The following is a 20,470-nucleotide window of genomic DNA, read 5'->3' as shown; positions in this document are numbered from 1 at the left end:
AGTGAAACGATGCATCGCCGATGGTAGTGTGGGGTTTCCCCATGTGAGAGTAGGTCATCGTCAAGCACCTATACCAAAACCCCCGATCAGGAAACTGGTCGGGGGTTTTACTTTGGCCGCGAGAAAACTTGATGCGCAGAGGCAAGCCTTTGATAGGCAGCTGATACAGCGCGTGGCTATGATACCCAGCGTATTCTTATTAGAGTTCTGTGCATGTCCGATCCGGCACCCGCTGAGTCACTTTCCGAGCTTGAGCTGCAGCAGCTGATGGCCTGCCATGAATGCGATTTGCTGATGCGCAAGCCGCCTGCCAATCAGGGCGAGCGCGTGGAATGCCCGCGCTGTGGTTACGAGCTGTACACCCATCGTCCGCAGGTGGTGCGCCGCAGTATGGCGTTGGTGATCGCCGCCTTGCTGTTGTACGTGCCGGCCAATTTTCTGCCGATCATGCAGCTCAATCTGCTTGGGCAGGCAAGTGATGACACCGTGTGGAGCGGCGTCCTGGGGTTGTATAACAGCGGCATGCAGGGCATCGCCGTGGTGGTGTTTCTTTGCAGCATGGCGGTGCCCCTGCTCAAGTTGCTCTGTCAGTTCGCTGTACTGCTGAGCATTCGCCTGGATATTGGGCGCAGCTATGGTTTGCTGCTCTACCGCATCTATCACCACCTGCGCGACTGGGGCATGCTCGAGGTCTATCTGATGGGAATTCTGGTGGCGCTGGTCAAGCTGGCTGACTTGGCCGAAATAACCCTGGGTCTTGGCCTGTTGTGTTTTATTGCTTTGCTATTGGTGCAGGTGTGGCTGGAAGTGACCATGTCACCGCACCAGATCTGGGAAGCCTTGTCCGGGGAGGATGGACATGCGGGCGATTGATGCCGGTGTGCTGATTTGTCATGAGTGCCATCAACTCAACCCGCTCTCGAGCGAGGCAGGCAAGCAGTTCTGCAGCCGTTGCGGTGGACAGTTGCACGCACGGCGGCCGAATAGCCTGGCGCGTACCTGGGCCTTGCTGCTCACTGCGGCGATTCTGTATATCCCGGCTAATCTGCTGCCTATCATGACGGTCAACTCCCTCGGCAAGGGGCAGTCCGACACCATCATGTCGGGTGTTATCGAACTGGTGAACTACGGCATGTTGCCGATTGCCGCCGTGGTCTTTATCGCCAGTATTCTGGTACCCACCTTCAAACTGGTGGGCATCACTCTTCTGTTGTATTCGGTGCAACGTCATCAGCCGATGTCGGCGCGCCAGCGCATTCTGATGTACCGCTTTATCGAGTGGATCGGGCGCTGGTCCATGCTGGATATTTTTGTCATCGCCATTCTGGTGGCGGTGGTCAACTTCGGTAGCCTGGCGAGTATCGAGCCCGGTATGGGTGCCGTTGCCTTTGCCAGTGTGGTGATCCTGACCATGCTGGCTGCTTTGACCTTTGACCCTCGTTTGATTTGGGATAACACGGACTCGGATGACAACCATGAATGATTTGCCGATGGCCAAGGCGCGGCCTGCTTCGAACTGGTCGGCTATCTGGGTATTGCCGCTGATTGCGCTACTTATCGGTGGCTGGCTGGGTTGGCGTGCCTATAACGAAGCCGGTATCGAGATTCAGGTGATGTTCGCCAGCGGTGATGGCATTCAACCGGGCAAGACCGAGGTGATCTTCAAGGGCATGCCCATCGGCAAGGTCATTGCCCTGGAATTGGATGACAGCGGTGAGCGGCGCGGTGTGCGCGCGACCCTGGAAATGGATAAGCGGGTTGAGCCGCACCTGCGCACTAATACGCGCTTCTGGCTGGTCAAGCCGAGTGTTTCCCTAGCTGGTATTACTGGATTGGAAACCCTGGTATCGGGTAACTACATCACTGCCAGCCCAGGTGATGGCGAACCTACACGTGAATTCACTGCGTTGAGCGAGCCGCCACCATTGGCCGACACCGCCCCTGGTTTGCACCTGACTCTCAAAGCCGAACGGCTAGGCTCACTCAACCGTGACAGCCCGGTGTTCTACAAGCAGATTCAGGTGGGTCGGGTGAAAAGTTATGCCCTGGTTGAGGAGCAGAACCTGATCGAGGTGAAGGTGTTTATTGAGCCGGAGTTTGCCTCCTTGGTGCGTAAACACACGCGCTTCTGGAACGCCAGCGGGGTCTCCATCGATGCCGGTTTATCTGGGGTGAAGGTACGCGCCGAGTCTCTGGCGAGTATTGTTGCGGGCGGGATTGCCTTTGCCACGCCCGAGCACCGCAAGGACAGCCCACCGACTGATCCGAGCTTGCCATTTCGCCTGTACGAAGACTTCGACAGCGCCCAGGCCGGCATTCGCGTGTCGCTCAAACTGCATGAGTTCGATGGTCTGGACCCGGGCCGTACGCCGGTGATGTACAAGGGCATCCAGGTCGGGCATATGAAGACCTTCAAGGTTGATCAGGACCTCAGCGGTGCGCAGGTGGAGTTGATGCTCGACCCACGCACCGAAGACTATCTGGTTGAAGGCACCGATTTCTGGGTGGTCAAGCCATCGATTTCCCTGGCCGGGATAACCGGGCTGGAGGCGCTGGTTAAGGGCAACTACATCGCCATCCGGCCTGGTGAGGCCGGAAATCCTGCACTACGTGATTTTGTCGCCAGAGCCAAAGCCCCGCCGCTCGATCTGTCAGCGGCGGGTTTGCACCTAGTGTTGTTCAGCGACACGCGTGGCTCTCTGGAAGTGGGTAGCCCGATTCTGTTCAAACAGGTCAAGGTCGGTACGGTGCAGAGTTTTCAGCTGTCGCGTGATGACAAGCGGGTGGCCTTTGGTGTGCACATCGAGCCTGAGCACGCGCACCTGGTGAACAGCAGCACGCGCTTCTGGAATGCCAGCGGTATTACGTTGAAGGGTGGGCTGTCCGGCGTTGAGGTAAAGAGCGAGTCATTACAGACCTTGCTCGCGGGCGGCATCGCCTTTGAAACACCAAATCCTAATGCGCCTAAAAGCAATAAGCGGATCGAGCGCTTTAGCCTCCATAGCAGCCAGGAAGTGGCGTTGCAGAAAGGTGTTGAGCTGACTATTCGCGTATCCAGTGGCGATGGTCTCAGTCCGGGAACGGCGATTCGCTACAAGGGCCTGGAAGTGGGCAAAGTGGAGCGCATCGAGCTGACGGATGATCTGCAGGCGGTGATTCTTTATGCGCGGATTACCCAGGCGACACAGCAGATTGCCCGTGTAGGCACGCAGTTCTGGGTGGTCAAGCCGGAGGTCAGCCTAACCCGGGCGGCCAACCTGGAAACCCTGGTCACCGGCCAGTATCTGGAGGTGCGGCTCTCGAACCAGAAGGGCGCTGCGCAGATGAGCTTTACTGCCGCCGAAACGCCGCCTAAAGCCAATGCCCGTGAGCAAGGTCTGCGTCTGGTGTTGAGTGCGGCGCGACGCGGTTCGATCAAGCCGGGGGTGGTGGTCAGCTACCGTGAAGTGCCGGTGGGCAAGGTTACCGATTTCGAGCTGGGGCCGACTTCGGATCGGGTGCTGATCCATGTGCTGATCGAACCGCGCTATGCGCCGCTGGTACGCAGCGGCAGCCGTTTCTGGAATGCCAGCGGCATCGGCGTGGATGCAGGGCTGTTCAGCGGGGTGAAGGTGCGTACCGAGTCCCTGGAGGCCTTGCTGGAAGGTGGCATCGCCTTCGCTTCACCGGATAACCCGCAGATGGGGGGGCCGGCGTTGCCAGGGCAGACCTTTGCCCTGCACGATGAAGTGAACGAAGAATGGTTGCGCTGGGCACCGAAGATAGCGCTGGAGAAATAACCACAAGGGCCGCCATTGCGGCCCTTGTGGTTTGGGGTGTCCTGCCTGGCATAAGGTTGGTGGGTTACGCGGCGGCGGGACCCTTGGTTGTATCGACGATACGCGCGCCGTTAACCCACCCTAGGCCTCAGGCGGGTTCGGCTGTTGCGGTCGTCTGCTCGGCTTTGCTCTTGGCGCTGTCGCGGCGCTGGATATATTTCCAATCCGCTTCGTCGATATAGATGCCGTTCGGTCCGCTGCCGCCTTCCAGGTCGATGGCCACATGGGCCGAGACCTGCGGTTTGACCGACGCGAGGATCGGCACGAAACCGAGCTGCAGGCTGGTTTCGATCAGCGCCTGCTGGTTTTTCTCGTCGATATCCGCCGCCTCGTCCAGGTAGTAGGGCAAGCGCACCTTGCCGGCCTGGTCGCGGTCCATCAGGTGCAGCAACAGGTACATGTTGGTCAGCGCCTTGATGGTCATGGTGGTGCCGTTGGAGGCCGCGCCGTCGATATCGGTGTGGATCACCGGTTGGCCATGCACCTTGGTGATCTCGAAAGCCAGTTCGAACAGGTCCTTCAAACCCAGTTGGTTATGGTTGGCGGCGACCAGGCGCGCCAGGTATTCCTTGGCTTCCTCGTTCTTGCTGTCCTGCTCGCTGCTCTGCTGCAGGTCGAACACCGAGAGGGTTTCGCCTTGTTCGTACTGGCCGGCGCTGTGGATGATCTGATCGATATGCTTGAGCGCGTCCTTGTTCGGTGCGAGGACGATGCGGAAGCTTTCCAGGTTGGACACCTGGCGCTTGTTGATCTCGCGGTTGAACAGCGCCAGCTGGTGTTCCAGGTTGTCGTAATCGCTGCGGATATTGCGCAGGGTCCGGGCGATGTCGGTAACCGCCGCACGGCGTGCCTTGGCCAGGGTGATGGCTTCGTCCTGGCGGTGGGCGTAGGCGTTGACCAGCAGGTGCAGGCGGCGCTCGACGTCGTCTTCGCTGTCGAACTTGGCCACGCCCTTGAGGCGCACCTGGGCATACAGCGCCTCGATCTGGCCGTCAACCCGTTGCAGGCCCTGCCAGGCGTCCTGGTAGTCGTTGAGCAGCGGCAGCAGGTTGTCCAGGCTGTCGTCCACCGGATCGGTAAAAGGCGTGCCGAACGGCAGGTTGGCCGGCAGCAGCTGGCGACGGCGCAGGGCGTCTTCCAGGGTGCGCTCCTTGGCTTCCAAATCGGCGAGCTGACGGCCGACCAGTTGCAGCTTGGCGGAGAGCTGCTGGACGCGCTCGGTAAAGGCATCGGAGGCGCGCTTGAGTTCGTCCTGGGCGGCTTCCAGTTGCGCCAGCTGCTCCAGTTTCTGTGGCTCTTCCACGGCCAGGGTCTGGCTCTTGCGGAAGTCTTCCAGGGCTTTCTGTGCATCCAGCACGGCTTGGTAGAACTGCTCGGCCTGGGCCTTGCTCGCGGCGCGGTCGGCGGCTACCGCCTGCTGGGTTTTCAGCTGTTTGTATTCGCGGTCGAGGCGGTCTTTCTGGTCGCGCAGGGCGGCGCGGTCGGCCAGGGCTTGCAGGGCCGGCGGTTCGATATGGCTGAGGTCGATGGACAGCCCGGGCACTTCGAAATGCTCACCCTTGAAGCCATCCAGTATGGCTTCCAGGGATTTGACCCAGGCGTCGCCCTCGGCGATATGAATGCCTTTTTCACAGCTCTTGTCGACTAGGGGCAGGCTGAACAGCTGGCCGTTAAACAGGCGCATCAGCCTATCCACATCCTGCTGGCTGAACTCCTCACGCAGGCGTGAGTAGCTGTTGTTGTCGGCGTGTTCGAGTTGCTGCTTGACCGATTTCAGGCGCTTTTCCAGATCACGCAGACGCTCGTCGAGATCCTCGGCAGAGAACTGCCGCGACTGCGCCAGGGCACCGGCCAGCTCGTCGTGGGCATCCTTGGCGGCCAGCAGCTGTTCTTCCAGCACCTTGGCGTCGTTGACCAGGGCGAAACGGTTCTTCAGCACCGACAGTTCGCCGAGCCAGCGCTGGATTTCGCTGATTTCGCGTTCCATGCGCATCAGCTCCTGGGTGCCACCGCGTTGTTCCTGTTGCAGGCCGTCCTGCTCGCCACGGTAGTGTTCGGCCTGGATCACCAGTTCCTCGCGGCGCGCGCCGGCGTAGTCCTGCCAGGTGCCGAGCAGCGAGTCGAGCAGCGGCGAGAGGCGATGCAGCTTGCCGCGTAGCAGCTCGCGTTGGGCCACGCCGGCGGCCAACGCTTCGATCAAAGGGCCGGCGGTAACCAGGGCCTGGTAGTCCTGCTCCATGCGCCGCACATCGCGGAAGGCTTCTTCGGTGGCGGCGATATAGTCGACGCTGCCCGAACGCAGGCTGTGCTCGAAGGCATCGAGGAACAGCTGCTTGAGCTTGGCCGCGGTGATTTCGCGCATATGCAGCAGGTTGATAAACAGCGCGCGGAAGGTCTTCAGGCTCTGCTCGCTGGTGGAGCGCAGCGGGATCAGCGTGAGGTCCAGCGGGATCGAGGTGTGGCCGCCGACCAGCAGGCGGCGCAGCTCCTCGGGTTTCAGCTCGTAGGCCTTGATGCCTTCGCGCTCCAGGGCGTTGAACAGCTCACGCTGACGCAGGCAGGTGCCGTTCTTCTGGTAGTGCTCAAGGTCCAGGGTGCCCTGGTAGGCGAAGAACTGATGACCGAAGCCACCGCCCGGGCCGCGTCCGGCCACGCCAATCACATGCGGGCCGTGGGGCAGGGCGACTTCGACGAGGATATAGCTGGTGTCGCTGGCGAAGTAGAACTTGCGCGACTGCTCCAGGCTGTATTTGCCGAAGCTCATGTCCGACATGCGCGCCAGAATCGGGAACTGCAGGGCGTTGATTGAGGCGGACTTGCCCAGGTTGTTGGCCCCGTAGACCGACAGCGGGTTTTCCAGCGGGAACAGGCCGAGGCTGTAGCCGGCGGTGTTCAGCAGGGCGAAGCGGCGGATGCCATAGCGTTCCTGGCTCATGCGTCTATCTCCTGGGCTTCACGTTCTTCGGCCATGGCCCGGGCCAGGGCGTCTTCTTCGGATTCATCCATATCAGTCTCGGCGAGGCTGATGATCTCGTCTTCGGCCTCATCGTTGAGCAGTACCGGGGTCGGCAGCGGCAGGCTGCTGTGCAGGGTGGCGGCCAGATCGCGGTCCTGCTGCACGGAGAGACAGACATCGAGGAAACGGTGCATGGGCGCGAGAAAGCGGTAGATGCCGTTGTCTTCGCTGGCAAAACCCAGTTGGGTCAGGCGGCGCATGACTTTTTCTTCCAGCTCCTCAACGGTGGTGACTTCGGCCTGCAGGAACAGGTCGCGGTATTTTTCCAGCAGCGCCGGCAGTTCGTCGCGGCCGAGGCTGCCGCCATCGAGCACAGCCAGCGGGTCGCGACCCTGGTCGGCGAGGTGCTCGACCAGGATAAAGGTGAACAGCGCCAGACGTTGGGCGGTCTTGTTGACCTGCGCGCCCATCTGCTCGGGGACGAAATAGTAGAAGCCGCGGCTGTCGCAGGTCAGCTCATAGCCCAGGGCCTTGAACAGGCTGCGGTACTGGTCCTGCTGGCCGGCCAGCTGGGTGTACAGCTCCGGGTTGCTGCGGCTGATGTGGTAGCCCTTGAACAGCTCGCGGAAGATCGGGGCGAGCTGGGTCAGTTCTTTTAGATCAATATTCATGGCGATCCATTGAGCGCGTTATGCATAGGGTGCGCCGTGCGCACCGCGGGTTCGTGGGTGGTGCGCACGGCGCACCCTACGGGCCAGCTGGTGATCTGAGCAAGGCGAAGGAACTCAGGCTGACCTGATGCTCGCGGGTGAGGTAGTCGCGGCGCTCCAGGCGCTCGCGCTGGAAGCGGCCATCGCGGGACAGGCGCGAGAACCAGTAGAGCAATTCGTCGGTAGCGCCTTCGGGCTCCTGCTCCAGCAGCCAGACCATCAGGTCCGGCAGCGGCAGGGCCTGCTCGCAGCGCTCGATCATCTCCCGGGCGGTGCGGGGCGCGCGCGGTGCTTCGCCCTTGCGGCTGCTGTGGGCCTTGGGGAACTGGGCGGGCTTGGGCTCGAAACGGGCCAGGGCATAGACGTAGGCCTCGACCTGCGACGCGGTGCCGAGAAAGGTACTTTGCGGGCGGCTGAACAGCGGCATCGAGGCCTGCGGCACGGCGTCCAGGCCCTTCTTGCGGATCGCCGCCAGGGCCAGGGCTGCACCACGGGTCACGGCGTTATGCCGGCGGGCTTCTTCACGCAGCGGCAGCAGCAGCTCGCGGGCGCGGCGCAGGGTTAGCTGGGCGGTGGTCTGCATTTCCAGGATGCGCGCGTGGGTGCGCAGCAGCAGGTCGTCGTCGACCAGCTGGCCGAGGCGTTGCTGCTCGCCGAGCAGGCGCAGCAGCACATGTTCGACGCGGTAGACGCCCTGCTCGAAGGCACCGTCGGCGGCGACCAGCTGGATCATCGGCTCGACGTACTCGTCCCAGGTGGCCAGCACCTCGGCGTAGCGCTGACGCAGGGGAATCTGCCGGTCGCTGGTCTTGGCCCGTTCGGCCACGGCGACCAGGGCTTGTTCGTCGTTGGCCAGCTTCTTCAAGACGTCGCGCACGCGCATATCGAGCAAACGCAGCTGACGGGCCAGGTCGGCGGCGTCACGGACCTCGAAGGCGTCCTTGATATAGCCGGCCAGGCGCTCCAGGTGGCGCAGGTAGGCTTCGATTTCCAGGCACAGGCCTAGGCGGTGCTCGCGACGCAGGTAGGCGAGGAAGTCGTGGATCTGCGCATTCAGCTCGAAGCGATTGGGGCTCTTGGCCACCGGCACCAGGATATCCAGGCGGATCCACTGGTCGAGCAGGGCGGTGACATCGGTTGGCGTGCCTTCGGGCAACTGGGCGGCCAGCTGCTTGCGCAGCTCCATCAGGCTCAGGGTGCCGGCATCGAAGCGCTCGCACAGCGGCTCCAGCAACGTCCAGTGTTCGGCAAGGGCGCGCAGTACGCGCTTGGGATCAATCATCGGGGCATCCGCTCCGCGGGCATTTTGCAAAAACGCCGATTGTACTGCATGGTGCGGGCAAGGCTTGAGTGTCAGTCATCGTCTGTCGCCTTGCTACGTCGCCTGTAACCGTCGGTGTGACGATGGGTAACAGGCCAGGGCTGGCCGCAGGACGATTTCCCCGGGTTTTCTCGACTATGGGTCGGCCCGCTCTGTAGGTGGGCTTTTTATAGTGGCTATCAAGGGCTGGTGTCCGCTGGACGCCGCTGCCATAAGAATAAGGAACTCGTCATGCGTCCGACCTGCCATCCGCTCAAGTCCGTACTGACCCTGCTCTGCAGCAGCCTGTTCGCCTGCGCGGCCCAGGCCGAACTGAGGCCCATGGCGGACAGCGAGCTGGCCGAGATCACCGGCCAGGCATTGGTTACCCTCGACGGCCTGACCTACGGCGGTTTCGAGTACACCCGGGTCAACCTGGGTGCCGAGATCGACCTGCTGACCAATATCGACGAACTGCGCCTGGGTAACTATTCGCGCAACCAGCCGAACACCGTGTCCAATCAGCCTGCGGATATCCGCATCGATAATTTCGCCCTGGGCCGTGTGGATAACGCCAACTCCAGCAGCGCCACCGTGGTGCCGTTTCAGGTGCGCGATCCCTACCTGGAATTTGCCTTCAAGGTCAACGGCCAGGGCATCCGCGAGGTGGCGGGCATCCGCCTGGGATTCGGCCGCGCCCGGGGCGATCTGTCCGGCGATATTCACTCGCTGACCGGCAATATGCAGGGCCTGGTCACCGGCTCGGCGTCGACCGCCCGTGAGTTCTATATGCAGCAGAACAACCTCAACGCCTTTACCTGCACCTTCAATTTCAACTGCCTGGCGCTCAGCCTGGCCGGCAATTCCGAGATTTTCAGCGATATCCAGCTGGTCAAGAACGGCACCGGTGAAACCACGATCAACGGTCAGCCGATCAACCGGGCGACCCATATCGGCGTACCCAAGGGCGCGTCCTTCCATACCGACAACGCTCTGCTCGAGCCCCTGCTACCGGCGATTGCCAGCAACAACGGCGACTGTACCGCCTCGGGCCTGCCCGCCTGCTTCCCCCTGCTCAACTACAAGAGCATTTTCGTCGGCGACCGCACCCAGGCCAATCTCGACATCGGCGGTGCCCGGGGCGTGTTCTTTTCCCTGCAGAACCAGAACGTACCCTGGCAGGATCTGGCCTCGGCGAATAACAAGTTCGTCGCGACCCAGGCCGGGGCCTTTGCCAACTTTGCCAAGTCGGGCGAGGGCGCGAATGCCCTCTATCCCTTTGTCGTGTCGCTGTACGAGGCCCTCAACGGTGCCGCGCGCGTACCGACCTGTGTCGGCGGCCTGGCCAAGGGCTGCTGATCATGAACAGTCATCTGTGGGGAGCGCTGTTTGCCTTGCTGGCTCTGCCAGGGCTGAGCACAGCCATGGAGGCCCTGGACGATCGCGAATTGGGCGAAGTCAGCGGGGCCGGGGTCGGCTTCTTTCTGGACAACTTCTACTACGACCAGGGCAGTGCCAGCGCGCAGGTGAGCGGGCTCAAGGATAGCCAGGGCAATGCCCTGACCGTCGACCTCGAGCGGGCCTATATCAAGGGCGACGGCAGCCAGCGTGGGGCGCTGGACGCCCCGGCGCAAGTGGGCACGCCGCTACACCCCTTTACCCTGAAGGTGGTCAGTGGGGCTGCCGCGCCGACCCTGCCGAGCGGCACCCAGGCCCTGCAGCTGACCACGCCGACCTGGGACGATCCGCTCAACAATACCCGCCAGTACGGTCTGTGGTCCTACTATCAGGGTTGCCTGTACGGCGAGGCCGGCTGCACCGATCCGACCCTGGCCCAGGCGGCCATCGGCAGCGAACTGGGGGCCCTGGAGGCGACCCGCAATGCGCTTCTGGCGCGTTATCAGAGCGTCGGCTTCCTGACCCTGAAGAGCGGCATCGACCAGGACATGCTGCTGGTCGAGCAGCGCCGGACCCAGGTCGCCACGGAAACCGCCGATGTTCAAGGTGCCTACAGCACCATGCAAACCCGTTATGCCGCGGCTCCAGCAACCGCCGACCTGTTCTTTTCGAAGCCGGCATTCGGTGAGAAATACGGCTGCGCCTGCATCAACTCGGCGGCGAACGCCTATAACGCCTCGGTCGATAGCTATCAGACCCAGCTCGATGAGCTTGCTGCCGCGCAGAAAGCCCTGGGCGAGGCCTGGAATACCCAGCGTCACGGCTACAGCCTTAACCAGCGGGCCACCGATTTCGACGAGTTCTCCGGCCTGTGCGGGGTGCCCACCGCCGAGGCACCGACCTGTGTGGTCGGGCGTATCCAGAAGACCAAGGACAACCGCACCTCGGTGGTCCTGGTGGCGACCACCCTGCAGAACGGCGGCACCCGCTTCAAGGGCCTGGATGTCGGTGTCGAAGCCACCTTCAGCCTGCCCAGTACCGCCTACAGCAAGGACGGCAACGGCAATATCATCAAAGGTGCCACCACCACCCGCAGCGATTTCTTTTCCATTCACCTGGAGGGCTTCACCCTTAACGGGGCCTACCTCAACCTGTGGGGCGACAGCACCGGTCTGCAGGGCGAGGCCAGCCTGCAGATGTATGCCGACAAGCTGGTCGTCGGCGGCTGTCGCGTCTGCACCGATGCCAATCGTGCCGTGGCCAAGAACCTGTATTTCGATATCAACCTCGGCCAGGCCAGCCTGCAGCCGCTGAACCTGTCGGTGCTGGCCGGCGGCGAGCTGCGCCTGTCCCTGCCCAGCGTCACCTGGAACAACCACCAGGCCTTCTACCAGCAGGTGCCGAAGAGCAATGTCAGCATCGGTAACCTGAGCCTGGGCGGTGTCAATCTGGGTTCGCAAGTCGTGCGCGGTATGCGCGTGGATTATCTGGATATGCGCACCGTGAACCTGCCGCGATGAGGAGATTCAGCATGCGCAACACCTACCTGGGGTTTGCCCTGCTATTGATGGCGGGGCCCGTGCTGGCCGAGTTGCGGCCGTTGGCCGAGGATGAGTTGCAGGAGATAAGCGGGCAGGCGGGGATGAGTATCAGCGCCAGCCTGAATTTTGCCGCGAACCCCGCGCAGACCCGTTGCCCGGGTGGGTGTGGCACGCGGGTGGCGATACAGCCGGCCAACAGCAGTGGTTTTATCGTGCTGGACAATATCCAGGGCACCTTCAGCTTCGAGGGGCTGAGTTTCGATATCGTCACCATCGACAGCGGTTACGACGGTGATGGCGCGGCCTTCAATTCTTCGGCCATGCGCCTGGGGCTGACCGATGCGAGCTTCAGCAATGCCCGCTTTACCCTGGCCGGCTCCAATAGCGCCGCGTCCGGTGGGGCGGGCTTCCAGCAGACCGATCTGCTGACCTATCGGGTCAATGGCGATGTGCGCATGAACGGCAATCTCTACCTGTTCGCCGCGCCCTGAGCGGCCCTGCGCCGAGACCGGCGGCGCAGGCCTGAACCGCAGCCAGCTGGCGACCCGGGTCCATTGCTGCGCTACCTGGCGGTTACCCGCCTGTCATCGTTGTGCCATGCTTGTCAGCCATCCTGGCAGGCATACTGTCGCCGGGCCTGTTGCCGCGATACTCGACCGGCTATGCGATAAAGCGTCACCAGCGGTCGTCTGATCGACGAAATATCCCCATTGCTCTTTCGATATGCGTCGGTTATCGGCACAATTCGCCTCCACTTTTTTGGGGAGGGGGTCGGCTCTGTCGATTTCCTGCCGGCCGACCTTGCATAGCACTCGGGGCATAGACACGCAGATGATCAAGACGCCGTACTACCTCATCGACAAGCAGAAGCTCTTGGTTAACCTGGAGAAGATCGCCTATGTGCGCGAGCACTCCGGTGCCAAGGCCCTGCTGGCGCTCAAATGCTTCGCCACCTGGTCGGTGTTCGACCTGATGCAGCAGTATATGGACGGCACCACCTCCTCGTCGCTGTACGAGCTCAAGCTCGGCCGGCAGAAGTTCGCCGGCGAGACTCATGCCTACAGCGTGGCCTGGGCCGACGACGAGATCGAGGAGATGCTCGCCAACTGCGACAAGATCATCTTCAACTCGATCGGCCAGCTCGAGCGCTTCGCCGACGCTTCCGCCGGCAAGGTGCGCGGTCTGCGCGTCAACCCGCAGGTGAGCAGCTCCGATTACCTGCTGGCCGACCCGGCGCGCCCGTTCAGCCGCCTCGGTGAGTGGGACCCGGAAAAGATCGTCACGGTGATGGATAAGATCTCCGGCTTTATGTTCCACAACAACTGCGAGAACGCCAGCTTCGAGCTGTTCGACCAGATGCTCAGCACCATCGAGGAACGCTTCGGTCATCTGCTCGAGCAGGTCGAGTGGGTCAGCCTCGGCGGCGGCATTCACTTCACCGGCGACGACTATCCGCTGGATCAGTTCTGCGCACGGCTCAAGGCCTTCTCCGAGAAATACGGCGTGCAGGTCTATCTGGAGCCCGGCGAGGCAGCCATCACCCTGAGTTCCTCCCTGGAAGTCACGGTGCTCGACACCCTGTACAACGGCAAGCATCTGGCCGTGGTAGACAGCTCCATCGAGGCGCATATGCTCGACCTGTTGATCTACCGGCTCAACGCCAAGATGGACCCCTGCAACGGCGAGCATACCTACATGGTGTGCGGCAAATCCTGCCTGGCAGGCGACATCTTCGGCGAGTACCAATTCGATCGTCCGCTGGCCATCGGCGATCGTCTGTCGTTTATCGACGCAGCGGGTTACACCATGGTCAAGAAGAACTGGTTCAACGGCCTGAAAATGCCGTCCATCGTGGTGAAGCAGCTCGACGGCAGCGTCGAGGTGGTTCGTGAGTTTGGCTTTGATGATTACCTGTCCAGTCTTTCCTGAAGGCGGGCGGTTAAAGGAGGTACACAGAAATTGAAGAAGAATGTTCTGATCATTGGTGCAGGAGGTGTCGCCAAGGTGGTGGCCCACAAGTGCGCGCAGCACAACGACGAACTCGGTCGGATTGCCATCGCGTCGCGCAACATCTCCAAATGCCAGGCCATCATCGACAGCGTAAAGGCCAAGGGCAGCTTGAAGCAGCCGGCCGAGATTCAGGCTTACGCCCTGAACGCGCTGGATATTGAAGCAACCAAGGCGCTGATCCGCGACACCGAATCGCAGATCGTCATCAATGTGGGTTCGGCCTTCCTCAATATGTCGGTGCTGCGCGCCTGCATGGATACCGGCGTGGCCTACCTCGATACCGCCATTCATGAAGAACCGGGCAAGGTCTGCGAAACGCCACCTTGGTACGGCAACTACGAGTGGAAACAACTGGCCGAATGCCAGGAAAAAGGCGTGACCGCCATCCTCGGCGTCGGTTTCGACCCGGGCGTGGTCAATGCCTACGCCGCATTGGCGCAACAGCAGTACTTCGACAGCATCGAGTCGATCGACATCCTCGACGTCAACGCCGGTTCCCACGGCAAGTACTTCGCCACCAATTTCGATCCGGAAATCAATTTCCGCGAGTTCACTGGACAAGTCTGGAGCTGGCAGAACAGCCAGTGGACCAGCAATTCCATGTTTGAAGTCAAACGCACCGACGACCTGCCGGTGGTTGGCGAGCAGAATCTGTACCTGACCGGGCATGACGAAGTGCATTCCCTGTCCAAGCACCTGAACGTGCCCAACGTGCGCTTCTGGATGAGCTTCGGCGAGCACTACATCAATGTGTTCACCGTGCTGAAGAACCTCGGCCTGCTCTCCGAGCAACCGGTGAAAACCGCCGAAGGCCTCGAAGTGGTGCCGCTGAAAGTGGTCAAGGCCGTGCTGCCGGATCCGGCCTCGTTGGCCCCGGGCTACAGCGGCAAGACCTGCATCGGCGACCTGGTCAAGGGCACTAAGGACGGCAAGCCGGCCGAGGTGTTTATCTACAACGTCGCCGACCATGCCGACGCCTACGCCGAGACCGACAGCCAGGGCATCTCCTACACCGCAGGCGTGCCGCCGGTCGCCGCTGCTCTGCTGGTGGCCCGTGGCGATTGGGACGTCGCGCGCATGGCCAACGTCGAACAGCTGCCGGCCGAGCCGTTCCTCAAGCTGCTGGACCAGATGGGCCTGCCGACCCGGATTAAGGACGCCAACGGCGACCGTCCCTGGGATCAGGCCCTCTGATTGGCTGCGCGTCGGCCCTGCTGCGTTAAAAACAGGCTCAGAATGCTCATGTACAAAAGTACACTCCGCTTCTTCGCCTGTTTTTGCCTTGCAGGACTCTAGCTCGCTCAATCAGACCGTAGGATGGGTTGAGCGAAGCGATACCCATCAGCGGTTATGGTGCTATCCAAACAAAACGCCCGCCATTTGGCGGGCGTTTTGCTTTCTGGGGCGTGGGAGTGGCTTTAGCCGCGGCGTGGCATTGGTATGCGTCGCGCTTCCCGCCCGCGGCGTTTCACGCGACAATCACGGCTTATCGACATAGGTCCCCACGTCGGGCCTGTGCTTTTGCGCATCCGTGAGGAACCCAGCATGAGCAGCAACGACCGCGTCATTATTTTCGATACCACCCTGCGTGACGGCGAGCAGAGCCCCGGTGCCTCCATGACCGGCGAAGAGAAGCTGCGCATTGCCAAGGCCCTGGAACGCCTCAAGGTCGATGTCATCGAAGCCGGTTTCGCCATCGCCAGCCCAGGGGACTTCGCCGCGGTCAAGGCGATTGCCGATACCATCAAGGACAGCACCGTGTGCAGCCTGTCGCGGGCGCTGGATGCCGATATCGACCGCGCCGCCGAGGCGCTGAAAGGGGCCAACTCCGGGCGTATCCATACCTTTATCGCCACCAGCCCGATCCATATGCAGCACAAGTTGCGCATGCAGCCGGATCAGGTCGTCGAGCAGGCGGTGAAAGCGGTCAAGCGCGCGCGCAACCTTTGCAGTGACGTCGAATTCTCCTGTGAAGACGCCGGCCGCTCCGAGATCGATTTCCTCTGCCGCATTATCGAGGCGGCGATCGACGCCGGCGCGCGCACCATCAATATTCCCGACACCGTCGGCTATGCGATTCCGCACCAGTACGCCGACACCATCCGTCAGCTGCTTAACCGAGTTCCCAACGCCGACAAGGCGGTGTTCTCGGTGCATTGCCATAACGATCTGGGCCTGGCCGTGGCCAACTCCCTGGCCGCCGTGGTCGCCGGCGCGCGTCAGGTTGAGTGCACCATCAACGGTCTTGGCGAGCGTGCCGGTAACGCCGCGCTGGAAGAGATCGTCATGGCGATCAAGACCCGCGCAGATCTGCTCGGCGTGCACACCCGCATCGACACCCCGCATATTCTCAGCACCTCGCGCCTGGTCTCCGGCATCACCGGTTTCCCGGTGCAGCCGAACAAGGCCATAGTCGGGGCCAACGCCTTCGCCCACGAATCCGGCATTCACCAGGACGGCGTGCTCAAGCACCGCGAAACCTACGAGATCATGTCCGCGCAGTCGGTCGGCTGGCATACCAACAAGCTGTCGCTGGGCAAGTTGTCCGGGCGCAATGCCTTCCGTTCGCGCCTCGACGAGCTGGGCATTCAGCTGGCCGGGGAAAGCGAGCTGAACGCGGCCTTTGCCCGCTTCAAGGAGCTGGCCGACAAGAAGCATGAAATCTTCGACGAGGACCTGCAGGCGCTGGTCTCCGACACCCTGGCCGAGGAAGCCCCGGAGCATTTCAAGCTGCTCACCCTGGAAGTGGCGAGCAAGACCGGCGAGGTGCCGCAGGCGCAGCTGGTGCTCAGCGTTGATGGCCGCGAGCAGGCCGCCAGCGCCCAGGGCTCCGGCCCGGTGGACGCCACCTTCAAGGCCATCGAGTCGATTGCCGCCTCGGATGCCAGCCTGCTGCTGTACTCGGTCAACGCCATCACCAAGGGCACCGACTCCCAGGGCGAGGTCACGGTGCGCCTGGAGAAGGGCGGGCGCATCGTCAACGGCAACGGGGCCGATACCGATATTCTGGTGGCCTCGGCCAAGGCCTATATCAATGCCCTGAACCTGATGCAGGCCGGGCACAAGGCCCATCCGCAGGTGGCTGACGTTTGATCACGGAACTGCGCCGACGTGCCTATCTGAGCGCCATGCAGGTGGCCAGTTGGCTGCCGCGGGTGGAGCTGCCCTTTGCTGCGCCCTCGCGGCCGGAGCTGCTGAACCCGCCTGCCGAGCCTGAGCTGGAACCCCAGCTGCCAGCCGTCGAGGCGGTGGTTGCCGAGGCCGCGCCGGCTGCTGAGGCTGCGCCGCAGCCGCCGGCCCAGACCGAGCCGCGGGCGAAGATCGAAGTACCGCGGCCCACGGTCGTCTCGCGCCACGCCAAGCCGCTGGCCGCTGCCGAGGATGAAGCCGCAGCGCCGGCCAAGGTCATGGCCCCACCACCGCCGCGCTTCGCCCTGCAACTGCTGCGCGCCGGTGCCTGCGCCGTGCTGGTCGAATTGCCCACCGGCGAGCCGCTGCAAGGGCGCGACCCGGCCTACCTGCTGCTCAAGGACCTGCTGCGCGCCGCCGGCCTGCCGGACAGTCCGCAACTGATCGGCGAGCCGGTGCGCTGGCCGCTGCTGGTGCGCGGGCAGATCGACCAGGGGCCGCAGGCGGCGCTGGAGTATGTGCAGAGCTTTGTCGGTGCGCGCCTGGAAGAACAGGAGCCCTGCAGTTGCCTGTGGCTGGTGGGTCTGCCGGCTATTCGCTTTGCCGGTGAGGCCGATGTCGAGGCCTATAACCGTGAGTTGCAGGTCGAGGGGCTGGGCGCGGCCTGGGCCCTGCCGGGCCTGGAGTTGCTGATGGATGAACCCGAACGCAAGCGCGAGCTATGGCAGGCCATGCGTCGCGTCAGGTCACGCTGGTTGGCTGATTCGTGAATACACCCCGCCGCGCCTTGTCCCGGTCTGAGTGCCGAGGTTTCTACCGCTTGCCGAGTCAACCTGAATGAGTGATGCAATCAGCTTTCGCCCGATGACCGCGGCGGATATCGACACCGTACTGAAGATCGAATACGCCGCCTTCAGCCATCCCTGGACCCGCGGCATCTTTACCGACAGCCTGACCACCTACAGCTGCTGGGTGATGTTCGAAGGTGAGCAGCAGGTCGGTCACGGGGTGATCCAGGTGATCATCGACGAGGCGCACCTGCTCAATATCACCGTCAAGGCGGAAAGTCAGGGCCGCGGCCTGGGCCTGAAACTGCTCGAACACCTGATGCAGCAAGCCCAGGCCCAGGGGGCCAACGACTGCTTTCTGGAAGTGCGCGCGAGCAACCAGGGGGCCTACCGTCTGTACGAACGCTACGGCTTCAACGAAGTCGGTCGGCGCCGCGACTACTACCCGGCCGTGGGCGGCCGCGAGGATGCCCTGGTGATGGTCTGCCCGCTGTTCGATTAGTCTCGCGACACAAATCAATCTGCGGTTAAACGGCCTCTCTAGGGTGGGTTAGGCGCACGCCAGTTGGCCTGCTGCCAGCAGAGCACATGCGCCGTAACCCATCATCGATACTCGCCCTGCGAGCGGGGTCAGGCATAAACCGCTTGATGGGTATCGCTGCGCTCATCCTACGCGGCCCGCACCATCCTACGGACGAGTTGCGTCGGCCTCTTCCGCGCAAAGCGCCAGACTATTGGTGTCCGCCCAAGTCTTGACTCGATTGGCTACAAGGGGCGGCACCATTCGCCGCTGTCGCCGGGCGCGGCCTGTCGCATACTGGCCGGCACCGCTCGCCGGGACGGTTGTGCCGGCTCACTTGTCTTTAAGGATCTTCCATGGGATTGCTTCGCCCGTTGTTCGCGGCGTGTTGCCTGCTGGTCGCTGCCCAGGTCTGCAGCGCCGAGCGCAGTTTTACCATTCTGCACACCAACGACTGGCAATCGCGCCTGCTCGGCTTCGGCCCGAACAACGAATTCACCCCTGCGACCATCGGCGATGACGACACCCGGGGCGGTGTCGCGCGCCTGGCCACCTTGCTTCGGCAGCGCCGCGCCGCCGCCGGCGAGCAGGCCGTGTTGCTGCTCGATGGCGGCGACTTCAGCATGGGCACGCTGTTCCATACCGTGACCCGCGAAACCGGCGGCGAGCTGCGCCTGATGAGCGAACTGGGTTATGACGCCGCCACCCTGGGTAATCACGAGTTCGATTTCCGCCCGGCCGGTCTGGCCGCGATGATCAGCGCCGCCCATCGGGCCAAGGGCGAGGCGCTACTGGCGCTGCTGTCGAGCAACCTGCGCTTCGACCCCACGAGCACGGCCGACGACAGCCTGCAGGCCCACGATCAAGCCGGGCGTATTCTGCCGTACAAGCTTATCGACCGGGGCGGCATCCGCTTTGGTCTGTTCGGTCTGCTCGGCAACAACGCCGTGGCGGTCAGCCCGATGATCAAACCGGTGACCTTCGCCGATCCGCTGGCAACGGCCCGGAGCATGGTGGCCAAGCTGCGTGAGGAGGGGGCCGAGGTGGTGATCCTGCTGTCGCACATGGGCGTGGTGCAGCAGGCCGATGGCAGCTGGCGCGGCGAAGAGGTCGAGCTGGTCGAGCAGGTGCCGGGCATCGACATCGTCGTCGGCGGTCACTCGCACACCGCCCTGGCCCAGCCGCTGCTGGTGGGAGGGCGCACGCCGGTGATGCAGGCCGGCTCGGAAATCCAGCACCTGGGCGAGTTGCGCATGCGCCTGGATGAGGCGGGCACTCCGCAGCTGGTGGATTATCAACTGCACCCGATCGACGACCAGATTGCTGGGGACGCCGCCATAACCGCCCGGGTCGAGGACTTCAAGCAGGTGGTCAGCGCGCGCATGCTCGCTCCCCGGGGCTATGCCTTCGACCAGGCGCTGGCCAAGGTCGACAAGACCCTGACCCGCGATTTCGACGACCCGATCCTCGCCAACCTGGTGACCGATGCCTTGCGCCGGGCCACGGGCAGCGACCTGTCCTTTACCGGCAACGGCACCATTCGCGACAACCTGATCAAGGGCCGGTATGGCGTGCAGAGCGTGTCCGACCTGTTTCGCATCGCTCCGCTCGGTGTTGGCGAGCTGGACGACGCCCCGGGTTATCCGCTGATCAAGGTGTATGTCACAGGCAGGGAGCTGAAGAGCCTGCTCGAGGTGCTGCTACTGGCCTATCAGATGCGCGACAGCAAGAGCTATTACCCACGGGTTTCGGGGCTGCGCTTCAGCTATAACCCCTGGCGCGTGCCCTTCGACCGGATCAGCCGGATTGAGCTGGGCGACCCGCTCAAAGGCTATACGCCACTCGACCTGGCGGATCAGCGGCTCTACAGCATCGGCGCGACCAGCTATGTCGGCAGCTTTACCTGGCTGGTCGGCGACCTGAGCAAGGGCCTGCTCAGCGTACAGCCCAAGGATGCCCAGGGCAGGCCGCTGAGCGAGCTCAAGGCGGCGATCATCGATGCCGACCCCGAGACTCCGGGCGTGCAGGAATACAAGGAGTGGCAGGGCCTGCTCGACCATATCCGCAGCCTGCCGGACATCGATGGCGATGGCCTGGCGGATATTCCCACCAGCGGGGCCGCAGCCGAGCAGCGCATGCTGCGTGAGGCGAGCCTGCGCCCGGCCGATCTCTACCGCTATGCCGGCCCCCTGCAGTGGGGCGTCAGCGCCGTGCTGTGTGCCGGTCTGCTGCTGGGTCTCTGCTTGCTGCGTCGCCGGCGGGCCTGAAACAGCCGCCTGCGGTAACCGCGTCACTGCCTT

Annotated in this window: 15 protein-coding genes; 12 read left to right on the top strand and 3 right to left on the bottom strand. The window is 62.8% G+C overall.

Going from position 1 to position 20,470, the window contains the following annotated elements:
* The first annotated feature begins 213 nt into the window (after nucleotides 1-213).
* The 3 genes from AACY13_RS14830 to AACY13_RS14820 are packed head-to-tail and all read left to right on the top strand — an operon-like array spanning nucleotide 214 to nucleotide 3,779.
* The gene (locus AACY13_RS14830; RefSeq protein WP_339462337.1) at nucleotides 214-873 is read left to right on the top strand and encodes a paraquat-inducible protein A; all 660 of its coding nucleotides are present in this window, start codon (nucleotides 214-216) and stop codon (nucleotides 871-873) included.
* A complete protein-coding gene (locus tag AACY13_RS14825; protein ID WP_339462336.1) occupies nucleotides 860-1,483 on the top strand; it encodes a paraquat-inducible protein A in 624 nt (207 codons plus the stop codon). Before AACY13_RS14830 ends, AACY13_RS14825 begins: the two co-directional genes overlap by 14 nt.
* On the top strand, nucleotides 1,476-3,779 hold the full coding sequence (locus tag AACY13_RS14820) for a PqiB family protein (RefSeq protein ID WP_339462335.1): 2,304 nt from the start codon (nucleotides 1,476-1,478) through the stop codon (nucleotides 3,777-3,779). The genes AACY13_RS14825 and AACY13_RS14820 overlap by 8 nt, the downstream gene beginning before the upstream one ends.
* Before the next feature lie 127 nt (nucleotides 3,780-3,906).
* On the opposite strand, the gene mksF is transcribed toward AACY13_RS14820, so the two are convergent.
* The 3 genes from mksF to mksB all read right to left on the bottom strand — a co-directional run bounded on the left by mksF (nucleotide 3,907) and on the right by mksB (nucleotide 8,766).
* Nucleotides 3,907-6,753: an Mks condensin complex protein MksF gene (mksF, locus tag AACY13_RS14815; protein ID WP_339462334.1), complete on the bottom strand. Its 2,847-nt coding sequence runs from the start codon at nucleotides 6,751-6,753 to the stop codon at nucleotides 3,907-3,909.
* A complete protein-coding gene (mksE, locus tag AACY13_RS14810) occupies nucleotides 6,750-7,445 on the bottom strand; it encodes an Mks condensin complex protein MksE (protein WP_339462333.1) in 696 nt (231 codons plus the stop codon). The genes mksF and mksE overlap by 4 nt, the downstream gene beginning before the upstream one ends.
* A 76-nt stretch (nucleotides 7,446-7,521) precedes the next feature.
* Nucleotides 7,522-8,766 carry an Mks condensin complex protein MksB gene (gene mksB, locus AACY13_RS14805; RefSeq protein WP_339462332.1) on the bottom strand — a complete coding sequence of 415 codons (1,245 nt, stop codon included), beginning with the start codon at nucleotides 8,764-8,766 and terminating at the stop codon, nucleotides 7,522-7,524.
* Between the two features lie 270 nt (nucleotides 8,767-9,036).
* Here mksB and AACY13_RS14800 point away from each other — a divergent pair, with 270 nt between their 5' ends.
* The 9 genes from AACY13_RS14800 (at nucleotide 9,037) to AACY13_RS14760 (ending at nucleotide 20,437) form a co-directional block, all read left to right on the top strand.
* Nucleotides 9,037-10,143, top strand: a complete 1,107-nt coding sequence (locus tag AACY13_RS14800; protein WP_339462331.1) for a DUF6160 family protein — start codon at nucleotides 9,037-9,039, stop codon at nucleotides 10,141-10,143.
* Nucleotides 10,144-10,145: 2 nt separating this feature from the next.
* The gene (locus AACY13_RS14795) at nucleotides 10,146-11,702 is read left to right on the top strand and encodes a hypothetical protein (RefSeq protein ID WP_339462330.1); all 1,557 of its coding nucleotides are present in this window, start codon (nucleotides 10,146-10,148) and stop codon (nucleotides 11,700-11,702) included.
* Between the two features lie 11 nt (nucleotides 11,703-11,713).
* The gene (locus AACY13_RS14790) at nucleotides 11,714-12,214 is read left to right on the top strand and encodes a hypothetical protein (RefSeq protein ID WP_339462329.1); all 501 of its coding nucleotides are present in this window, start codon (nucleotides 11,714-11,716) and stop codon (nucleotides 12,212-12,214) included.
* 340 nt (nucleotides 12,215-12,554) lie between these two features.
* Nucleotides 12,555-13,652, top strand: coding sequence for a carboxynorspermidine decarboxylase (locus AACY13_RS14785; RefSeq protein ID WP_339462328.1), 1,098 nt, complete (start codon nucleotides 12,555-12,557; stop codon nucleotides 13,650-13,652).
* Between the two features lie 30 nt (nucleotides 13,653-13,682).
* Complete coding sequence (locus tag AACY13_RS14780) at nucleotides 13,683-14,927, top strand: saccharopine dehydrogenase family protein (RefSeq protein ID WP_339462327.1); 1,245 nt, start codon at nucleotides 13,683-13,685, stop codon at nucleotides 14,925-14,927.
* Nucleotides 14,928-15,278: 351 nt separating this feature from the next.
* Nucleotides 15,279-16,826: a 2-isopropylmalate synthase gene (locus AACY13_RS14775; RefSeq protein WP_339462326.1), complete on the top strand. Its 1,548-nt coding sequence runs from the start codon at nucleotides 15,279-15,281 to the stop codon at nucleotides 16,824-16,826.
* Complete coding sequence (locus AACY13_RS14770; RefSeq protein WP_339462325.1) at nucleotides 16,823-17,632, top strand: energy transducer TonB; 810 nt, start codon at nucleotides 16,823-16,825, stop codon at nucleotides 17,630-17,632. The genes AACY13_RS14775 and AACY13_RS14770 overlap by 4 nt, the downstream gene beginning before the upstream one ends.
* Nucleotides 17,633-17,699: 67 nt before the next feature.
* Nucleotides 17,700-18,152: a ribosomal protein S18-alanine N-acetyltransferase gene (rimI, locus tag AACY13_RS14765; RefSeq protein ID WP_339462324.1), complete on the top strand. Its 453-nt coding sequence runs from the start codon at nucleotides 17,700-17,702 to the stop codon at nucleotides 18,150-18,152.
* Nucleotides 18,153-18,526: 374 nt separating this feature from the next.
* The gene (locus AACY13_RS14760; protein ID WP_339462323.1) at nucleotides 18,527-20,437 is read left to right on the top strand and encodes a bifunctional metallophosphatase/5'-nucleotidase; all 1,911 of its coding nucleotides are present in this window, start codon (nucleotides 18,527-18,529) and stop codon (nucleotides 20,435-20,437) included.
* Nucleotides 20,438-20,470: the final 33 nt, after the last annotated feature.

It is taken from the genome of Pseudomonas sp. EA_105y_Pfl2_R69, from assembly GCF_963970915.1.
GTDB lineage: Bacteria > Pseudomonadota > Gammaproteobacteria > Pseudomonadales > Pseudomonadaceae > Aquipseudomonas.
Note: the sequence above shows the minus strand (reverse complement) of the source record. Positions and strands in the feature narration are given on the sequence as shown.

What these genes read in the sequence shown, in the direction of transcription:
- mksB (WP_339462332.1), bottom strand. Translation starts at nt 8,766, where the DNA reads ATGATTGATCCCAAGCGCGTACTGCGCGCCCTTGCCGAACACTGGACG.
- AACY13_RS14795 (WP_339462330.1), top strand. Translation starts at nt 10,146, where the DNA reads ATGAACAGTCATCTGTGGGGAGCGCTGTTTGCCTTGCTGGCTCTGCCA.
- AACY13_RS14825 (WP_339462336.1), top strand. Translation starts at nt 860, where the DNA reads ATGCGGGCGATTGATGCCGGTGTGCTGATTTGTCATGAGTGCCATCAA.
- mksE (WP_339462333.1), bottom strand. Translation starts at nt 7,445, where the DNA reads ATGAATATTGATCTAAAAGAACTGACCCAGCTCGCCCCGATCTTCCGC.
- AACY13_RS14760 (WP_339462323.1), top strand. Translation starts at nt 18,527, where the DNA reads ATGGGATTGCTTCGCCCGTTGTTCGCGGCGTGTTGCCTGCTGGTCGCT.
- AACY13_RS14820 (WP_339462335.1), top strand. Translation starts at nt 1,476, where the DNA reads ATGAATGATTTGCCGATGGCCAAGGCGCGGCCTGCTTCGAACTGGTCG.
- AACY13_RS14800 (WP_339462331.1), top strand. Translation starts at nt 9,037, where the DNA reads ATGCGTCCGACCTGCCATCCGCTCAAGTCCGTACTGACCCTGCTCTGC.
- AACY13_RS14830 (WP_339462337.1), top strand. Translation starts at nt 214, where the DNA reads ATGTCCGATCCGGCACCCGCTGAGTCACTTTCCGAGCTTGAGCTGCAG.
- AACY13_RS14775 (WP_339462326.1), top strand. Translation starts at nt 15,279, where the DNA reads ATGAGCAGCAACGACCGCGTCATTATTTTCGATACCACCCTGCGTGAC.
- mksF (WP_339462334.1), bottom strand. Translation starts at nt 6,753, where the DNA reads ATGAGCCAGGAACGCTATGGCATCCGCCGCTTCGCCCTGCTGAACACC.
- rimI (WP_339462324.1), top strand. Translation starts at nt 17,700, where the DNA reads ATGAGTGATGCAATCAGCTTTCGCCCGATGACCGCGGCGGATATCGAC.
- AACY13_RS14790 (WP_339462329.1), top strand. Translation starts at nt 11,714, where the DNA reads ATGCGCAACACCTACCTGGGGTTTGCCCTGCTATTGATGGCGGGGCCC.
- AACY13_RS14785 (WP_339462328.1), top strand. Translation starts at nt 12,555, where the DNA reads ATGATCAAGACGCCGTACTACCTCATCGACAAGCAGAAGCTCTTGGTT.